The sequence below is a fragment of the Streptomyces profundus genome, from assembly GCF_020740535.1.
GTDB classification, from domain to species: Bacteria; Actinomycetota; Actinomycetes; order Streptomycetales; family Streptomycetaceae; genus Streptomyces; species Streptomyces profundus.
Genome location: NZ_CP082362.1, coordinates 2,936,243 through 2,954,391, shown reverse-complemented (window position 1 = coordinate 2,954,391; position 18,149 = coordinate 2,936,243). Strand labels below are relative to the sequence as shown.

The window sequence follows — 18,149 nt, the reverse complement described above, 5'->3', positions numbered from 1 at the left end:
GCTGCGTCGGAGACTTTACCCCAGCCGACCGCCCCTCGGCCAATCGGCTTTCGACCGGCGCCCGCGCTGGTCAGGACGGGTGCGCCGGCGCCAGCGCGTCCACCGCCTTGATGATCCGTTTGTCCGAGATCGGATACGCGGTGCCCAACGCGTGCGCGAAGTAGCTCACCCGCAGCTCCTCGATCATCCAACGGATCTCCCGGGCCCGTTCGGGCACGGGCTGCCCGGGTGGGAACTGCTCAAGCAGCCAGGCGTGTTCGTCCCGCATCTCGCCGACCTTGGCCAACCGCGCCCGATCGCGCTCCGCCTGGTGCGGCAGCTGCTGCAACCTGCGGTCCACCGCCTGGAGATAGCGCAGCAGATCGGGCAGCCGGCGCGCGCCGTGCGCCGTGACGAAGCCGGGGCGGACCAGCCCGTCCAGCTGCTCCCTGACGTCGGCGAGGGAGGGCCCCAACGTGGCGCCGCGCAGCGAGGCCAGCCGCCGTTCGCAGACCTGCCAGGCGGTGAGCACCTCCCGCACCTGCCGGGTGAGCCGCACGGTGAGATCCACGATGTCGGCGCGGACCGCGTCGAAGAGCCGGGTGAAGCCCTGTTCGTCCCAGGCCGGCCCGCCGTGGGCCGCGATCAGCTGGTCGGCCGCGGCCGTCACCAGATCGTCGAAGAGGGCCGGCACGCCGCCGTGCGGATTGCTCGACAGGGCCAGCTTCGCGGTGTTGTCCAGCTGCCGCTGGGCGAACTTCCCAGGATCGGACGGGAGGTTGAGCACCAGCAGCCGGCGGGTGCCGCGGGGCATGGCCTCGGCCTGCGCCGGCTCGTTGTCGAAGAGCCGCACCGCGACCGAGGTGCCCTCGTCCACCAACGCCGGGTATGCCTTCACCGGTTGACCGCCGCGCCTGGTCTCCAGCACGCGCGGCAGGGTGCCGATCGTCCACCGGGTGAGGCCCGTGCGCTGCTCGGGCACCGCGCCGGCGCTGTCGGCGGCCTGCGCGCCCCCCCGCGCGCCCCTGGCGCTCTTGGGAGCCCGGTCGAAGGCGCGGTCCAGGGCGGCCTGGGCGCGTGGCTTGAAGCGCAGCTTGAGTGCCTCCAGATCCTTGTCCTCCGGGTTCGGGCCGCCCGTCACCTTGCGGTGCCGCTCGTCCACCACTCGGAAGGTGATCCGCAGGTGGGCGGGGACCCGATCGGGATCGAAGTCCTCGGGGCTGATCCGGACGCCGGTCAGCCGGGTGAGCCCGGTGGCCAGCGCCACCCGCAGCGGCGCCTCGGTCGGCTCCGGGGTGTGTGACAGGAAGCGCCGCGCGAAGTCGGGCGCCGGGACGCAGTTCCGGCGCAGCGGCTTGGGCAGCGATCTGATCAGCTCCGTCACCAACTGCTCCCGCAGCCCCGGGATCTGCCAGTCGAAGCCGGTCGCGGTGATCTGGTTCAACACCTGAAGGGGCAGATGGACGGTGACCCCGTCCGCGTCGGAGCCGGGCTCGAACTGGTACGTGGTCCGGAGGGAGAGCCGCCCCTGCTGCCAGACGTCCGGATAGTCACTCTGGGTGATCTGCCCGGCCCGCTCGTTGATGAGCATGGACTTCTCGAAGTTGAGCAGATCCGCGTCTTCGTGGCGCTTCTTCTTCCACCAGGAGTCGAAGTGCGCCCCGGAGACGACATCGTCCGGGATTCGCTGGTCGTAGAAGTCGTAGAGGGTGTCGTCGTCCACCAGGATGTCCCGGCGGCGGGCCCGGTGCTCCAGCTCCTCGACCTCGTCCAGCAGCGCCCGGTTGTCGTGGAAGAACTGGTGCTTGGTGCGCCAGTCGCCCTCCACCAGCGCGTGCCGGATGAAGAGGTCCCTGGACATCTCCGGGTCGATCCGGCCGTAGTTGACCTTGCGGCGCGCCACGATCGGCACGCCGTAGAGCGTCACCCGCTCATAGGCCAGCACCGCGGCCTGCTTCTGCTCCCAGTGCGGCTCGCTGTGGGTGCGCTTCACCAGATGGCCGGCGAGCGGCTCGATCCACTCCGGCTCGATCTTCGCGTTGATCCGCGCCCAGAGCCTGGACGTCTCCACCAGCTCGGCCGACATCACCCAGCGCGGCGGCTTCCTGAAGAGCGCCGAACCGGGGAAGATCGCGAACTTGGCGCCCCGCGCGCCCAGGTACTCGTGCTTCTCGGTGTCCTTCAGCCCCAGTTGGGAGAGCAGGCCGGCCAGCAGCGACTGGTGCACCACCTGCGGCGCCGCGGCCGGCGCCTCTTCGCCGGCCGGCTCGACGCCCATCGTCCTGCCGACGGAGCGCAGCTGGCTGAAGATGTCCTGCCATTCGCGTATCCGCAGGTAGTTGAGGAACTCGTTGCGGCACATCCGGCGGAACGCCGAGGAGGAGAGCGTCCGTTGCCGCTCGCGTACGTACTCCCAGAGCGCCAGCAGCGCCAGGAAGTCCGACTCCTCGCCCGGGCCCTCGCGGAACCTGGCGTGCTGGGTGTCCGCCTGCTGCTGCTTGTCGGCCGGCCGTTCGCGCGGGTCCTGGATGGAGAGCGCGGCGACGATCACCATCACCTCCCGCACACAGCCGTTGCGCTCCGCCTCCAGCACCATCCGGGCCAGCCTCGGGTCCACCGGCAGCCGGGAGAGCTTGCGGCCCGTCTCGGTGAGCCGGGAGCCGGCCAACGCGCCCAGCTCCTCAAGGAGTTGAACGCCGGCCTTGATGCTGCGGTGGTCCGGCGGATCGATGAACGGGAAGCGCTCGACCTCGCCGAGCCCCGCGGCGTTCATCTGGAGGATCACCGAGGCCAGGTTGGTGCGGAGAATCTCGGCGTCGGTGAACTCGGGCCGGGAGAGAAAGTCGTCCTCCGAGTACAGCCGGATGCAGATGCCGTCGCTGGTCCGCCCGCAGCGGCCCTTGCGCTGGTTGGCGCTGGCCTGCGACACCGGCTCGATCGGCAGCCGCTGCACCTTGGTGCGATGGCTGTAGCGGGAGATCCGCGCGGTGCCGGGGTCGATCACATAGCGGATGCCGGGCACCGTCAGGGATGTCTCCGCGACGTTGGTGGCCAGCACGATCCGCCGGCCCGGATGGCGTTGGAAGACCCGCTGCTGCTCGCCGTGCGAGAGGCGGGCGTAGAGCGGCAGCACCTCGGTGCCCGGCAGCCGGCGCTTCTCCAGGGCGTCGGCGGTGTCCCGGATCTCGCGCTCCCCGGAGAGGAAGACCAGGATGTCGCCGGGGCCCTCGGCCTGTAGCTCGTCCACCGCGTCGCCGATGGCGGCGATCTGGTCCCGCTCGGCGCCCTCGTCCTCCCCCTCCTCCGCTTCGTCGACCAGCGGGCGGTAGCGCACCTCCACCGGATACGTCCGCCCGGAGACGGAGACGATCGGCGCCGGCCGGCCCTCGGCGTCGCCGAAGTGCCGGGCGAACCGCTCGGGGTCGATGGTCGCCGATGTGATGATCAGCTTGAGGTCGGGGCGGCGGGGCAGGAGCTGCGCGAGATAGCCGAGCAGGAAGTCGATGTTGAGACTGCGCTCGTGCGCCTCGTCGATGATGATCGTGTCGTACTGCCGCAGCTCCCGGTCCTGTTGGATCTCGGCGAGCAGGATGCCGTCGGTCATCAGCTTGACCAGGGTGCGCTCGCTGCCCTGGTCGGTGAACCTGATCTTGAAGCCGACCGTCTCGCCGATCGAGGTGCCCAGCTCGTCGGCCACCCGCTGGGCGACGGTGCGCGCGGCGATCCGGCGCGGCTGGGTGTGGCCGATCAGGCCCCGCACGCCACGCCCCAGCTCCAGGCAGATCTTGGGGATCTGGGTGGTCTTGCCCGAGCCGGTCTCGCCGGCGACGATCACCACCTGGTGGTCGCGGATGGCCGCCAGGATGTCGTCCTTCTTCTGGCTGACCGGCAGCTGCTCGGGATAGCTGATCGTCGGAACGGCGGCGCGGCGCTGCTCGACGCGCTGCTCGGCGGCCTCGATCGACTGGCCGATCTCGGCGAGCACCGCCTGCTGGGCGCTCGGCTTCCGGATGCGCCGCGCACCGTCAAGGCGGCGGCCGAGGCGCCGTTGGTCGCTCAGCGTGAGCGAGGTCAGTCGCTCGGCGAGGGCCGGGACGGAGACGGGGGAGGGGTCGGTAGACATACGGAATCCAGAATCTCACCTTCGCGCGGTGACCGGCGAGCTGTTATCGGAGCGGGCGCGTTCCGGGGGGCGGGCGCACGGGACGTTGTCAACAGGCTGTGGACGGGATCCGTTCCCGACCGGACGCCCGGGGCCCCGGGCGCGGAACGCGGAAAGCCCCAGCGCGAGAACCGGCGCTGGGGCTGTTGCGACAGGGAGACGGGATGTGGCTGGGGCCGGGATCGAACCGGCGACCTTCCGCTTTTCAGGCGGACGCTCGTACCAACTGAGCTACCCAGCCGAAGCGGTCCTGACGGGATTTGAACCCGCGGCCTCCACCTTGACAGGGTGGCGAGCACTCCAAACTGCTCCACAGGACCCGGCTGCCACCAGCGGGGAAAACGGAGAGAAACGTTCGTTGAAACGCTCACTGAGACTCTCAGAGACTCTCACCGTGTGCCACCGGCTGGCATCGCTGGATCAGCGTATCACGGTGCGGGGGTGCCCCCGACCGGTGGCGCCCTGGCCCGCTTCGGGCAGTCAAAAGCCCAGCTCAGCACGGTTGTTGGAGTTCCGGGCAGAGCCGCCTGGCTGAGGTGGGGGCCGGTGCGATCGCGGCTGAGGGCGGTGATCATCGGTGGGATCGCGACGGGCGCTCGGACGGGTGTTCCCCGCGTTGGGTGTCACGCCGAGACGACGGTCGGCGAGGGTGTCCGCGCGGCGGCGGCGGTGCTGGAGCCGTGGCGTCCGGAGACGCCGGACGGTCAGCTGGTGTGAGGTACCCCCGACGGGATTCGAACCCGCGCTACCGCCTTGAAAGGGCGGCGTCCTGGGCCACTAGACGACGGGGGCCTGCGACGGCCCAGCGAACAGCGCCGTGGGCCCGAGCAGCATAGGCGATGGCATGGGTGATCGGCAAAACGCATGTGCTGCTTCCGGCGTTCCCGCCCGGCCGGGCGGGTGGGCCCGATCGGTGCGGTGCCATCCGTTCCCCCGGTTGGCGGGGTGCTGGACAATGGTGGGGTGTTGGAGATGACGCGCGAGGAGTTCGAGGGGCTGGTCAGCGAGGCGCTGGACCGGATTCCGGTGGAGCTGACCCGGCTGATGGACAACGTGGCCGTCTTCGTCGAGGACGAGCCGCCGCCCGAGGACCCCGAGCTGCTGGGCCTCTACGAGGGCACCCCGCTGACCGAGCGCGGCGAGTGGTACGCCGGGGTGCTGCCGGACCGGATCTCCGTCTACATGGGCCCCACCCTCCGGATGTGTGAGCGAGAGGGCGGGGACCGGGAGCTGGTGGTGGCCGAGGTCGAGGTCACCGTGGTGCATGAGATCGCCCACCACTTCGGCATCGACGACGAGCGGCTCCACTCGCTCGGCTACGGCTGAGCGCCGTCGGCCGGGGCCGTCGGCGGCCCGGGCGATGCGTCAACTCCCTTGTGGTCAGGGCCGATACGGACCGCGTTTGCGCGTGGGGCGGCGCCCTGCGTATGCTTGTAGATCGTTTGATCCCACTTGCCCGGCGCCCACCACAGAAGCGCGCCGTGTGGCGCGTTCCTCGTCTAGCCGTGGCTGATCGCATACAGGCGGTCAAGAGCACTTACGGAGCTAAGGCGCGTGCCGACGATTCAGAACTCCGGAAGGTTCTCACCCCGTATGTCTGTCACCACGCCCGAGGCTGTTCTGCCTCTGGACGAGCCCACCATGACCTTCGCCGACCTGGGGCTCCCCCAGGACATCGTCCGCAAGCTCGCGGAGAACGGCGTTACCACTCCCTTCCCCATCCAGGCCGCGACCATTCCTGACGCGCTGGCCGGCCACGACATCCTCGGCAGGGGCCGCACCGGCTCCGGCAAGACGCTCAGCTTCGGCCTCCCGCTGCTGGCCCGGCTGGCCGGCGGGCGCACCCAGCCCAAGCGTCCGCGCGCCGTGATCCTCACCCCGACCCGTGAGCTGGCCATGCAGGTCAGCGACGCGCTGGAGCCCTACGGCCATGTGCTGGGCCTCAAGCTCAAGGTGGTCTGCGGCGGCACCTCGATGGGCAACCAGATCTACGCCCTGGAGCGCGGCGTCGACATCCTGGTGGCCACCCCGGGCCGGCTGCGCGACGTGATCGGCCGGCGGGCCTGCTCGCTGGACGATGTGCAGGTCGCCGTCCTGGACGAGGCCGACCAGATGGCCGACCTGGGCTTCCTGCCCGAGGTCACCGAGCTCCTCGACCTGGTGCCCCCCGGTGGCCAGCGGATGCTGTTCTCCGCCACGCTGGAGAACGAGATCGACACCCTGGTGAAGCGCTACCTGGTGGACCCGGTCAACCACGAGGTGGACGCCGCCCAGGGCGCGGTGACCACCATGAGCCACCATGTGCTGATCGTGAAGCCGCGCGACAAGGCGCCGCTGACGGCCGCCATCGCCGGCGGCGAAGGACGCACCATCGTCTTCGTCCGCACCCAGCTCGGCGCCGACCGGGTCGCCGGTCAGCTGCGGGAGGCCGGCGTGCGCGCCGACGCGCTGCACGGCGGGATGACGCAGGGCGCCAGGACGCGCACCCTGGCCGACTTCAAGGACGGCCGGGCCAGCGTGCTGGTGGCCACCGACGTGGCCGCCCGTGGCATCCATGTGGACGGCATCGACGTCGTCCTCAACGTGGACCCGGCCGCCGACCACAAGGACTACCTGCACCGCTCGGGCCGCACCGCGCGGGCCGGCCGTTCGGGCACCGTGGTCTCGCTGGCGCTGCCGCACCAGCGGCGCACCATCTTCCGGCTGATGGAGGACGCCGGCGTCGACGCCGCGCGGCACACCATCGGCCGGGGCGACCTCTTCGCGCCCGATGTCGCCGACATCGTCGGCGCCCGGTCGCTGACCGAGGTCCAGGCCGAGTCGGCCATGGGCGCCGCCACCCACGCGGAGCGCGAGGTGGCCCGGCTCACCCGGGAGTTGACGCGGGCCAAGGAGCGGTCGACCGAGCTGGTCGAGGAGGCCGAGCGGCTGACGTCGCGGGCCGCCAGGGAGCGCGGCGACGATCCGGCCGAGGCCGTCACCAAGGCCACCGAGGCCAGGGCCGAGGCCCTGGAGCGGGCGGAGCGCGAGGCCGAGCGGGAGGCGATCCGCGAGGCGCGGCGCGCCGAGAAGGCCGCCCGTGCCGAGGGCGCCCGCAACGAGCGCGGTGGCGAGCGCGGCGGCTTCCGTCGCGACGGTCACCGTGGCGGCGGTGGCGGTTTCCGCCGCGACGACCGGCCGCGCGGCGGCGGGGACCGTGGCGGCGAGCGCGGCGGCGGCTTCCGGGACGACCGGCGCCCCTACGGGCGCCGGGAGGAAGGCGGCGGCTTCCGTCGCGAGGAGCGGGGCGACGGCTTCCGCAGGGACGGTCACCGTGGCGGCGGGGGCGGTTTCCGCCGGGACGACCGGCCGCGTGGCGGCGGTGGTGAGCGCAGCGGCGGCTTCCGCTCCGAGCGCCCGGCGTCCTCGTCCTCCTTCGACCGCCGTGCCGAGAAGCCGCGCTGGAAGCGCGACGACTGAACGACGCGCTGACCACTCCGGTCAGTCAGTATGGTGATCAGGTTGATCAAATCCTTCGGCCCCGGTTCGCCCAGCGCGAGCCGGGGCCGAAGGCGTCGCCGGCGCGCTCAGCCGGCCGAGCCGGGCGGCGGACGGGCCGCCGGGGCGGGCCGTGTAGACGATGAGCCGCTGATCGTGCTCGGGGCTGAGCAGCACCTCGCAGTCCAGTTCCAGCAGCCCGACGACCGGGTGCAGCAGCCGCTTCACGCTGCCGCGCCGGACGGCGACCTCGTGCGCCTCCCACAGCGCCCGGAACTCCCCGCTGCCCGCCCGCAGCCGGCGCACCAGCTCGGCCAGCCTGGCGTCGTCGGGGCGCTGGGCGAGCGTGGCGCGCAGATCGGCGACGCCGGCCCTGGCGTGCGCGGCCCGGTCCTCGGCGGGGAACAGCTCACGGGCGCCCGGATCGGTGAACCAGCGCCACAGGATGTTCCGCTCCCAGCCCGGGGCGCCGGCGAAATCGCCGGTGAGCGCCCTGGACAGGGCGTTCTGGGCGAGCACGTCGCCCCGGTCGCTGACCACCTGCGCCGGCACATCGGTCAGCCGGTCGAGCATCAGCAGCAGCGCCGGCCGCACCCGTTCGGTCGGCGTCCGGGGCCGAGGCGGCTCCTTCCCCGTGAGGTGGAACAGATGGTCGCGCTCGTCGTCCGACAGGCGCAGGGCGCCGACCAGGGCGGTGAGCAGTTGGCGCGACGGCCGTGAACCGCGGGCCTGCTCAAGGCGGGTGTAGGAGTCGGCCGACATGCCGGCGAGCAGCGCCACCTCCTCGCGGCGCAGCCCAGGCGTCCGGCGGCGGGCGCCGCCGGGCAGCCCCACGTCGCCCGGCGCGATCGTGGCGCGGCGGCGGCGCAGGAAGTCGGCCAGCTCTCTTCGGTCCACGTCCACCAGCCTGCCGCTCCCGGGACCGGTTATCCAGGGAGAGCCGCTCCCCGGACAAGGTCGTCTCTCCCGCCCGGCGCGCGCCGGGCGCACGCTGGGGGCGGGCGGGACATCTGCTCCCCCGCGGAGACAGGGAGAGAACATGCGTGTGTTGGTGACCGGGGCGACCGGCCAGGTGGGCCGGCGGTTCCTGCCGAGGCTGCTGCGGTGGTCGGGACCTGACCAGGTGCGGGTGCTGGTGCGGGACGCGGGGCGCGCCGGGCCCTTTCCCGGGGGCTTTCCCGGGGGCGGTGTGGAGCCGCATGTCGGGGATCTGCGCGACACGGCGGGGCTGCCGGCGGCGCTCGCCGGGGTCGACGCGGTCGTCCATATCGCCGCCGCCTTCCGGGGGGTGCCGGACGAGGAGGCGCGCGCGGTCAACCTGGACGCCACGCTCGCGCTGGCCGAGGCCGCCCTGGCCGCCGGCGCGCGCCGGTTCGTCTTCGCCAGCACCAACCTCGTCTATGGCGCGGGGCGCGGCCGACCCGCCGTCGAGACGGACGAGGCGACGGCCGACGGCATCCTGCGGGGCGCCTACCCGGACTCCAAGGCCGAGGCGGAACGCGGCCTGCTGCGGCTGCACGCCGAACGCGGGCTCGACGTGCGGATCGCGCGGCTCTCCTTCGTCTACGGCGACGGCGACCCGCATATCGAACAGTCGCTGCACTGGACCCTCGGCTGGGCCGCGCACCAGCGGCTCCAGCTGGTGCACCACGCCGATGTGGCGCAGGCGCTGCGGCTGCTGCTGCGCGCGCCCGGGATCGGCGGCCGGATCTTCAACGTGGCCGACGACGCGCCGGTCAGCGCGGTCGAGGTGCTGGAGCTGACGGGCACCCCGATCCCGGACGGCATGGCGGACCGGCCGCTGGCCGACGCGTGGGACGGCATCGTCTCCAACCGGCGCATCCGCGACGAGCTGGGCTTCCGACCGCTGTACCCGTCGCTGTGGACGGCCCGCGACGCGGGTTCTCTTTGAACGGCGGCCCCGGCCCAGGGGCCGGGGCCAGGGTGGGGCGGGGCGGGCGCTGGACGCGACCGCTTTGCGGGGGCGGGGCCCTTTTGATGGGGCTGGTGGTGGGGTGTCCGGCTGTCCTGGCCTGCGGCGGGTGTTCGGGTGCTGTCAGGGACCGGGCTCTGGGGCGGGGCTGGGGCGCGCGGGGCTGTTTGGTGGGGCTCCGGGGCGGGGCGGGGAAGTGCCGGCGGCCTGGTGGTGGGGGACGGGGGCGTCTCGGGGGATGGGGCTCGGGCGGGGTGTTCGGCCGTCGGCGTCCGGGGTTCGGCGCGCCGGGGTGGGGCGTGCGATGGGGGCCCGGGGGCTGAGGGAGGTGCCGGTGGCCTGGTGGTGGGGGACGGGGGCGTCTCGGGGGATGGGGCTCGCGCGGGGTGTTCGGCCGTCGGCGTCCGGGGTTCGGCGCGCCGGGGTGGGGCGTGCGATGGGGGCCCGGGGGCTGAGGGAGGTGCCGGTGGCCTGGTGGTGGGGGGCCGGCCCGGGGCGTCTCGGGGGATGGGGCTCGGGCGGGGTGTTCGGCCGTCGGCGTCCGGGGTGGGGCGTGCGATGGGGGCCCGGGGGCTGAGGGGGTGTCTGGCTGTCCTGCCGGGCGGTGGTTGTCGGGTGGGGGCCTCAGGGGTGGTGATCGGGGTGGGGTGCTTCGGCCTGGTGTGCTGCCGGGGTGGCTCGGTCGGAGCGGTGGGGGCGCAGGGCGGCCTTGACGCGGGCGCGGTCGTCGCGTTCCGCGGGGGAGGGTGGGGCGTTGGCCGCCGTGCGTGCGGTGGTGGCCTCGCTGAGCAGCGCTTCGGCCCCGGCCGTGTCGCCGGCCAGGGCGCGCGCCCCGGCCAGTCCCTCCAGCGCGGAGCCGATCGCCCGGCCGTCCCGCGCTTCGCGCGCCACCGTCAGGCTGCGTCGGTGCCAGGCGTAGGACTCGTCCGCCTGGCCTCGAAGCTCGGCGAGGAAGCCCAGCTCGGCCAGAATCAACGCTTCCACCGTGCCCGGTATGTCGCCCGCCGGCCAGGCCAACGCGGCGTGGAGATGGGATTCGGCCTGGTCGAGGCGGCCGGTGCGGCGGGCGACCAGGCCGAGCCCCAGATCGGCGAGGAGCCGGCCGCGCGCGGTGCGGTCGTCGTCGAGGAGGGCCAGCCGCCCCACCCCCGACTGCCAGGTGCGGGCACGTTCGCGGTTGGCGGCGGGGGCCGCGCCCGGCAGGGCGACCGCGCTGCCCAGGGCCTCGCGCGCCTCGTCCAGCCGGCCCCGGCGTACCCAGTACCAGGCCAGGGCGCAGACCAGGCGCAGCGCGATGTCCGCCGAGCGGCGTCCCAGCGCGCTGTGCAGCGTGGCCCTGAAGTTGCTCGACTCGTCGTCAAGCGTGCCCGGCCAGCCGGCCTCGTCGTCGAGCCGGCGGTAGGTCTCGGCGCATTCGGCGAGCAGCAGATAGTAGGTGTCGCGCCGCTCAAGGGCCGACTCCCACTCGCCTTCCGCCCGCAGCTGTTCGACGCCGTAGGCGGCCACCGAGCGCAGCAGCCGGTAGCGCGGGCCCTGACCGGTCTCGACCATGGAGACCAGCGAACGGTCCACCAGTTCGGCGAGCAGGTCGAGCACTCGTTCGGGCGCGGGGCCGTCCTGGGCGGCGCCGGTGGCGACGATGGTGCCGTCCGTCTCCTTCTCAAGGCCAGCGGTGCCCGAGCAGGTCGCCTCGGCCGCCTGGAGCGTGCAGCCGCCGGGGTGGACGGCGAGCCGGCGCAGCACGGCGCGTTCGTCCGGGGTCAGCGGCTCCCAGCTCCACTCCAGCGCCGCCCGGAGCGTGCGTTGCCGCGCCGGCGCGTCACGGGCGCCGGTGGTCAGCAACCGGAACCGGTCGTCCAGCAGGCCGGCCAGCCGGCGCACGCCCAGGGACCGCACCCGGGCGGCGGCCAGCTCGATGGCCAGCGGGATGCCGTCAAGCCGCCGGCAGATGGTGCCGACGTCGGCGACGTTGTCGGCGGTGAGCGTGAACCCGGGGGCGCGCGCGGCGGCGCGCAGCGCGAAGAGGCGCACCGCGTCGGGGGGCGCGCCGAGGTCCGTCTCGCCGGCGGCCGGCACCGTCAGCGGCGGCACCTCGCGGAGCACCTCGCCGTGCAGCCTGAGCGGGACCTGGCTGGTGACCAGGACGCGCAACCGGGGATCGGCCACGAGCAGACGTTCCGTCAACTCCGCAGCCTGGTCGACCAGTTGCTCGCAGCCGTCCAGGACGAGCAGCCGGCGGCCGGCGTCCGGGGGGTCTTCGGCGCGGCGGCCGGTCGCCGCGGTCACGGCCTCGGCGACCGCGCCGGGGCGCGCGCCCACGCCGGAGAGGTCGACCAGCCACCGCTCGCCCTCGCCTGGCCCCTCCCACACCGCGTGGGCCAGCCGGGACTTGCCCACCCCGCCCGGCCCGGTCAGCGTGACCAGGCGCGTCGAGCGCAGCAGCTCGCGCACCTCGGCGACGGCCTCGGCCCGGCCGACCAGCTCCGTCAGCGGCGCCCCCGGCGCCCGGGGCGGGGCGACGCGCGCGAACTGCGCCGGCGGGGCTTCGAGGGACGGGTCCCGGCGGAGCATCGCCTGGTGCAGGGCCAGCAGTTCGGGGCCGGGCTCGGTGCCGAGCTCGTCGCGGAGCCGGCGGCGCAGCGCCTCGAAGGCGGCCAGCGCCTCGCTGCCCCGGCCCGCGAGGCAGAGGGCCCTCAGCTGGATGGCCCGCAGCCGCTCACGCAGCGGATAGCGGGCCACCAGATCGGCCAACTCCGGTGCGAGAGCGTGGTGTTCACCCAGGTCGAGGCGGACCTGGGCGCGTTCCTCCAGGACTTGCGCCCGCTCCTCGGCCAGCCGGACGGCCGCCTGCGCGGCGAACCCGGCGACGGCCGGACCGGCGTCGGCGAGGTCGGCGAACGCGGGGCCGCGCCACAGCGCCAGCGCCTCGTCGAGCAGCCCGAGCCGCACCTTGGGGTCCAACCCCCGGCAGGACGTGGCCTGTTCGTACAGCTCGCGGAACCACCGCACATCCGTGTCGGCGCGGGTGACGTCCAGCGCGTAGCCGGCGGGGCCGAAGACCACCAGCTCGCGGGCGCCGGGTTCGGCCTCGTTCAGCGCCCGGCGCAGTTGGGACACCTTCACCTGGAGCGCGGCGGTCGGCCGGCGGGGCGGCCGGTCGTCCCAGACGGCGTCGATCAGCCGGGTGGTGGAGACCGGACGCCCGTCGTGCGCCAGCAACTGCCCCAGCACGGTGCGCACCTTGGTCTCCGGCACGTGGACGGGTCGCCCGTCGGCCGTGGTCACCCGCAGGGGGCCGAGCACCGCGAAACGCATGGAGCCAAGGTAACCGGGCTCCGACCTGGTGCGCCGTGATCGGGGTCGATCGGAAGCGGCCATAAGCGGATCAGAACCAGATCGAAAGCGGTACGGCGCAGGGTGGGCCCCTAGCGCACGCTCGTCGAACACAAGAACAAGGGGAATGTGACGTCATGACCGACAGCTCACCCGCCGAGGCCACCGAGACCACCGAGGCCGCCAGCGCCACCGAGGCCGCCAGGGCCGGCGAGCCCGTGGCCGTGCTCGGCGCCGGCGCCATGGGCAGCGCGCTGGCCGAGGCGCTGCTGGCCGCCGGGCACCCCGTCACGGTCTGGAACCGGACGCCGGCCCGGACCGAACCGCTGGTCGCCAGGGGCGCGCGGGCCGCGCCCGGCGTCGCGGCGGCGAGCGTGGGGGCCGGGATCGTGGTGGTCTGCGTGACGGACCCGGCGGCGGCCCGTTCGGTGCTCGACGAGGTGCCGGTCGACGAGGGGCAGGTGGTGGTCAACCTGACCACCGGCAGCCCCGAGGACGCGCGGGAGGCCGCCGCCCTGGCCGAGCGGCGCGGGATGACCTACCTCGACGGCGCCATCCAGGCCGGCGCCCACCTCATCGGCACCCCCGACGCCCTGCTGATGTACGCGGGGCGGGAACAGGTCTTCCGCGCGCACCGGGAGACGCTGCTCGCCTTCGGCGAGGACACCCGCTATCTCGGCGAGGACCACGGGCTGCCGGCCCTCTTCGACCTGGCGCTGCTCGCCTTCGCCTACGAGCTGTGGATCAGCTATCTGCACACGCTCGCCCTGATCGACACCGAGGGGCTGACCGCCGGATCGTTCGCCGGCGCCGCGCGCAAGATCGCCGACGACATCGTCGGGCACCTGGACTCCATCGCGGCCGAGGTCGACGACGGCGTCTACTCGCCCGACAGCTTCGGCCGGCTCCAGGACCACGAGGCGGTGGCCGACCACCTCGTCGCGATGCGCGCCGCGCGCGGGGTGGACGCGGGTCAACTGCGCCTGGTGCGCGACCTGATCAGGGGCCGGATCGCCGAGGGGCGCGGTGAACAGGGCTTCAGCGGCATCTTCGAGGGCATTCGGGTGCCCCGCACCGGGCGCTGACCGCCGGGCGGCAGCCGGGGCGCGCACGCCCCGGCGCCCGCCCGGCGGCCCGGCCGTCCAGGGGCGGTCCGGTAACGCCTTCGAGACGCGTGGGGACACCGGGCTATGCTGCTCAGTGCGGGCCGTTAGCTCAATTGGCAGAGCAGTGGACTTTTAATCCATTGGTTGTGGGTTCGAGTCCCACACGGCCTACCGAACGGGAGGGCGCCCCCTCGGCCCGGATACGGGCCGTTGGGCGGCGTGCGGTGGAACGTCATGACCGCCGCCCCCGGAACCGGCGTCGAACCGGCCCTGCCGCGCTGCTCCCCGACTCGGAGGCGGCGCGGCGACGGAAACGGCCCGTTCCTCCCCCGTGAACGGTTCGGGCGCCGGTGAGAGGATGCCCGGCATGGAGCAACGCGCGTTTGACAGGTTGGGACGACGGGTCTCCGTCGTGGGGCTCGGTACATGGCAACTCGGCGGCGACTGGGGCGAGGTCGGCGAGGACGCCGCGCGGGAGGTGCTGGACGCCTCGGTCGAGTCGGGGGTCACCTTCTTCGACACCGCCGACGTCTATGGCGACGGCCGCAGCGAGCGGCTGATCGGCGACTACCTGCGGAAGCGGCCGGATCTCGACGTGCTGGTCGCGACCAAGATGGGCCGCCGGGCCGAGCAGCTGCCGGAGCACTACACCCTGGACAACTTCCGTGCCTGGACGGACCGTTCGCGGACCAACTTGGGCGTGGACCGGCTCGACCTGGTGCAACTGCACTGCCCGCCGCCCGCCGTGATCGCCTCCGACCAGGTCTTCGACGCGCTGGACACCCTGGTCGCCGAGGAGCGGGTCGCCGGGTACGGGGTCAGCGTCGAGACCTGCGACGAGGCGCTGGCGGCCATCGCCAGGCCCGGCACGGCGAGCCTACAGATCATCCTCAACCCGTTCCGGCTCAAGCCGCTTGAGCGGGTGCTGCCCGCTGCCGACGAGGCGGGGGTCGGGGTGATCGTCCGGGTACCGCTGGCCTCGGGGCTGCTCTCCGGCCGCTACACCGTGGAGACCGTCTTCGCGGAGAGCGACCACCGCACCTACAACCGGCACGGCGAGGCGTTCGACCAGGGGGAGACGTTCTCCGGCGTGGACTTCGCGACCGGCGTCGCCGCCGCCACCGAGTTCGCCGGGCTCGCGCCCGAGGGGGCGACCCCGGCGGCGACGGCGCTGCGCTGGGCGATCCAGCAGCCCGGGGTGACCTCGGTGATTCCGGGCGCCAGGTCGGCCGAGCAGGCCAGGGCCAACGCGGCGGCGGCCGGGCTCCCCGCGCTGTCCGAGGAAACCCTGGCGGCGGTGCGTGACCTCTATGACCGGCGCGTGCGGGCGCAGGTTCACCACCGCTGGTAACCCGCGCGCCGGTGCCTCGCATCGGGCGCTCGGTTTTCGCGCCCCGGACGGCAGGAAAGGCTGCGATGGGGCAGCGTGGCGCTGCCGTCGCGTGGGAACGCAGGGGGTCCGATGAGGCGGTGCGGGAAGAAGCCGGCGGTGGGTTCTGGGGTGCCCGCTTGGCTCCCTTCGGACGGGCCGTGGCCGATATGCGGCAATCGGCCCGGCCACGTCTGAACAGCGCGTCGGTGCCTCACGGTGCGCCGGCCGCGCCGGCAGAACGCGGGCCCCCCGCCCCAGCCGCCGGCCGGCGCGCCTCCCCCTTCCCGGGGACCAGCGCGCCCCCGCGCCACGCCTCGCCTCGCTGCGCGGCGGGTGTGCGGGCCTGCGTGCGCTTCGCGCGGCGAGCGCGCTGGCCTGCCGGCGTCCCTGTCGTTTCGAGCCCCGTCCCGCGCGGTCGGTGCGGTGCCGCAGCTCACCGCCGTGCCGGCGTGGCGAGCGCTCCGCGCCCGGCCCGTGCGGTCGGCGCTCCTGGCCTTGTTGGCGCGTCGGTGAATCGCCTTGCCGGCGTGGCCGCAGCTCCGCGCCTTGCCCGCGTGGTCGGGGCGGTGCCGCAGCTCACCGCCGTGCCGGCGTGGCGTGCGCGCCGGCTTTGGCGGCTCGGGGTCAGTAGTGGCGCCGCTGCTCCGCGCCTCGCTGCGCGGCGGGTGCGCCGTCTTTGCCCCCGCTCCGCGCGGCGAGCGCGCTGGCCTGCCGGCGTCCCTGTCGGTTCGAGCCTCGGCCCGCGCGGTCGGCGTTTGGTATCGCTGCTCACCGCCGTGCCGGCGTGGCGCGCGCGCCGGGCCCATCCCTCCCCGGTCAGTGCGATGGTGCTGTTCACCGCTTGGCCGGCGAGCCGGCCTTGGCGGCCCCGCTCCGCGCTGCGCCGCGCTGCGCGGTGAGTGCACGGCCTTTCGTGTGCTTTGCGCGTCGGTGGATCCGCCGTGCCGGCGTGGCCGCAGCTCCGCGCCTTGCCCTCGTGGTCGGGGCGGTGCCGTTGTTCGCCGCTTGGCCAGCGTGGCGTGCGCGCCGGCTTTGGCGGCTCGGGGTCAGTAGTGGCGCCGCTGCTCCGCGCCTCGCTGCGCGGCGGGTGCGCCGTCTTTGCCCCCGCTCCGCGCCGCGAGCGCGCTGGCCTGCCGGCGTGCCTGTCGTTTCGAGCCCCGTCCCGCGCGGTCGGTGCGGTGCCGCTGCTCACCGCCGTGCCGGCGTGGCCGCCGCTCCGCGCCCGGCCCGTGCGGTCGGCGCTCCTGGCCTTGTTGGCGCGTCGGTGAATCGCCGTGCCGGCGTGCCTGTCGTTTCGAGCCCCGTCCCGCGCGGTCGGTGCGGTGCCGTTGTTCGCCGCCGTGCCGGCGTGGCGAACGCGCCGGGCCCATCCCTCCCCGGTCGGTGCGATGGTGCTGTTCACCGCCTTGCCCGCGCGGCGAGCGCTGGCCTTGCGGCCCAGGGCCAGCGCGCCCCCGACCCCGCTCCGCCACCGCCCCGCCCCCGCTTCGCGGGGCGCGCGCGCTGGCCTGCCGGCGGGGCCGCCGCTTCGTGCCCGGGTTCGCGTGGTCAGTGCGGCGTCGCCGCGCAGCGTTGCCGCGTCGCCGCCGGTGCGGGGAGAGGGCTCCCTGCCCGCGTGGCGAGCGCTTCGGTCGCGGGGGGTGGGGAATGGTCGCACAGTGGAAGGGTGCGGACGCGAGAGCCGGGTGTCGGCTGGTGGCGGCTGTATCCCTGGCTGCCGGGGATACTGCTGGCTGTCGGCGGTGCTCTCGACTTCCTCACCCCGCCGCATGTGACATTGACGCCGTTCCTTGTCGCGGCGCCCATCGCCGCGGCGCCGTTGCTCTCGTTCTGGCTCACCGCGTTCTATGGCGCGGTGGCCGTCTCCCTCGTGGGAGCCGAGATGCTGCGGATAACCCCCACGGCCCCCGAGGCCGTGATCAAGGTCGGCACGGTCGCGTCCATGGCCGTGTTCGCCCTGCTGCTGAACCGCATGCTCAGTCGGCGCGACGAGCGCATCGCCTCCGCGCGGCGGATCGCCGAGACGGTGCAGCGCGCCGTGGTGCCAGAGCCGCCGGAGCGGGTGGGGCGGTTGCGGGTGGCGGCCCGCTATCAGGCGGCGCAGCGGAACGCGCTGATCGGCGGCGACCTCTACTCGGTGCGGGAGACGCCGTACGGCGTGCGGATGTTGGTGGGGGATGTGCGCGGCAAGGGGCTTGGCGCCACGGAGGTGGTCGCCGTGCTGCTCGGCGCCTTCCGGGAGGCGGCCGAGGACGAGCCCGAGCTGGGCGAGGTGGCCGCCCGGATGGAGGCCACGCTGCTGCGGGAGCGGGGCGACAGCCCGACCCTGGACGCGATGGAGGGCTTCACCACCGCCGTGCTGGTGGAGCTGCCGGACGATCCGCCGACGCGGCTGCGCATGATCAACCGTGGCCATCCGCCCCCGGTCCTGCTGCACGCGAGCGGTGAGGCGCACTATCTGTACGGGGACGCGGCGCTCCCGCTGGGCCTGAGCGAGCTGCACGCGCATCGTGACCAGCCCACCACCGCGACGTTTCCGACCGGCGCCCATCTGCTGCTGTACACGGACGGGCTGAGCGAGGCCAGGGACGCCGACGGTGTCTTCTACGATCCGGCCGCGCGTCTCACCGATCGCCGGGTCGGCGCTCCCCAGGAGCTGTTGGATCTGGTGGTGGACGATGTGGTCGCGCACAGCGGTGGGGGGCTCAAGGACGATCTCGCGCTACTCGCTGTGCGGCATTCGGCTTCCGGTGACTGATTCCTGGTGTTAGGTTGACCCTCTGTGTT

The 18,149-nt window shown here is 73.9% G+C and carries 10 protein-coding genes and 4 tRNA genes; 8 read left to right on the top strand and 6 right to left on the bottom strand.

Translation table 11 applies throughout. The annotated features are described in order from the left end of the window. Nucleotides 1-70: 70 nt before the first annotated feature. The 3 genes from hrpA to K4G22_RS12905 form a co-directional block, all read right to left on the bottom strand. The gene (gene hrpA / locus K4G22_RS12915) at nucleotides 71-4,102 is read right to left on the bottom strand and encodes an ATP-dependent RNA helicase HrpA (protein ID WP_228080300.1); all 4,032 of its coding nucleotides are present in this window, start codon (nucleotides 4,100-4,102) and stop codon (nucleotides 71-73) included. A gap of 206 nt (nucleotides 4,103-4,308) precedes the next feature. Continuing rightward, nucleotides 4,309-4,382, bottom strand: a tRNA-Phe gene (locus tag K4G22_RS12910). Nucleotides 4,383-4,386: 4 nt separating this feature from the next. After that, nucleotides 4,387-4,461 (bottom strand) — tRNA-Asp (locus tag K4G22_RS12905). A gap of 226 nt (nucleotides 4,462-4,687) precedes the next feature. Between K4G22_RS12905 and K4G22_RS12900 the strand changes: the two genes are divergently transcribed. Next, nucleotides 4,688-4,858 (top strand): hypothetical protein, encoded by a 171-nt coding sequence (locus tag K4G22_RS12900; RefSeq protein WP_228080298.1) that lies wholly within the window; start codon nucleotides 4,688-4,690, stop codon nucleotides 4,856-4,858. Between the two features lie 2 nt (nucleotides 4,859-4,860). On the opposite strand, the gene K4G22_RS12895 is transcribed toward K4G22_RS12900, so the two are convergent. Further along, nucleotides 4,861-4,933: transfer RNA gene (locus K4G22_RS12895), tRNA-Glu, on the bottom strand. Nucleotides 4,934-5,104: 171 nt separating this feature from the next. Here K4G22_RS12895 and K4G22_RS12890 point away from each other — a divergent pair. Together K4G22_RS12890 and K4G22_RS12885 are read left to right on the top strand one after the other, a co-directional pair. Next, complete coding sequence (locus K4G22_RS12890) at nucleotides 5,105-5,467, top strand: metallopeptidase family protein (RefSeq protein ID WP_228080296.1); 363 nt, start codon at nucleotides 5,105-5,107, stop codon at nucleotides 5,465-5,467. A 267-nt stretch (nucleotides 5,468-5,734) separates the two neighbouring features. Continuing rightward, the gene (locus K4G22_RS12885) at nucleotides 5,735-7,600 is read left to right on the top strand and encodes a DEAD/DEAH box helicase (protein WP_228080294.1); all 1,866 of its coding nucleotides are present in this window, start codon (nucleotides 5,735-5,737) and stop codon (nucleotides 7,598-7,600) included. 21 nt (nucleotides 7,601-7,621) lie between these two features. On the opposite strand, the gene K4G22_RS12880 is transcribed toward K4G22_RS12885, so the two are convergent. After that, the gene (locus K4G22_RS12880; RefSeq protein ID WP_228080292.1) at nucleotides 7,622-8,515 is read right to left on the bottom strand and encodes a helix-turn-helix transcriptional regulator; all 894 of its coding nucleotides are present in this window, start codon (nucleotides 8,513-8,515) and stop codon (nucleotides 7,622-7,624) included. 142 nt (nucleotides 8,516-8,657) lie between these two features. Here K4G22_RS12880 and K4G22_RS12875 point away from each other — a divergent pair, with 142 nt between their 5' ends. After that, entirely contained in the window at nucleotides 8,658-9,530 is an 873-nt protein-coding gene (locus K4G22_RS12875; RefSeq protein WP_228080290.1) for an NAD-dependent epimerase/dehydratase family protein, read from the top strand. Between the two features lie 645 nt (nucleotides 9,531-10,175). Here K4G22_RS12875 and K4G22_RS12870 read toward each other — a convergent pair. Continuing rightward, nucleotides 10,176-12,866: an AfsR/SARP family transcriptional regulator gene (locus K4G22_RS12870; RefSeq protein ID WP_228080288.1), complete on the bottom strand. Its 2,691-nt coding sequence runs from the start codon at nucleotides 12,864-12,866 to the stop codon at nucleotides 10,176-10,178. Nucleotides 12,867-13,021: 155 nt separating this feature from the next. Between K4G22_RS12870 and K4G22_RS12865 the strand changes: the two genes are divergently transcribed. The 4 genes from K4G22_RS12865 to K4G22_RS31640 all read left to right on the top strand — a co-directional run bounded on the left by K4G22_RS12865 (nucleotide 13,022) and on the right by K4G22_RS31640 (nucleotide 18,120). After that, on the top strand, nucleotides 13,022-13,969 hold the full coding sequence (locus K4G22_RS12865; protein ID WP_228080286.1) for an NAD(P)-dependent oxidoreductase: 948 nt from the start codon (nucleotides 13,022-13,024) through the stop codon (nucleotides 13,967-13,969). A gap of 119 nt (nucleotides 13,970-14,088) precedes the next feature. Then, nucleotides 14,089-14,161, top strand: a tRNA-Lys gene (locus K4G22_RS12860). Nucleotides 14,162-14,357: 196 nt separating this feature from the next. After that, a complete protein-coding gene (locus K4G22_RS12855) occupies nucleotides 14,358-15,341 on the top strand; it encodes an aldo/keto reductase (protein ID WP_228080284.1) in 984 nt (327 codons plus the stop codon). A 1,687-nt stretch (nucleotides 15,342-17,028) separates the two neighbouring features. Further along, nucleotides 17,029-18,120, top strand: a complete 1,092-nt coding sequence (locus K4G22_RS31640; protein WP_265590225.1) for a PP2C family protein-serine/threonine phosphatase — start codon at nucleotides 17,029-17,031, stop codon at nucleotides 18,118-18,120. The last annotated feature ends 29 nt before the right edge of the window (nucleotides 18,121-18,149 follow it).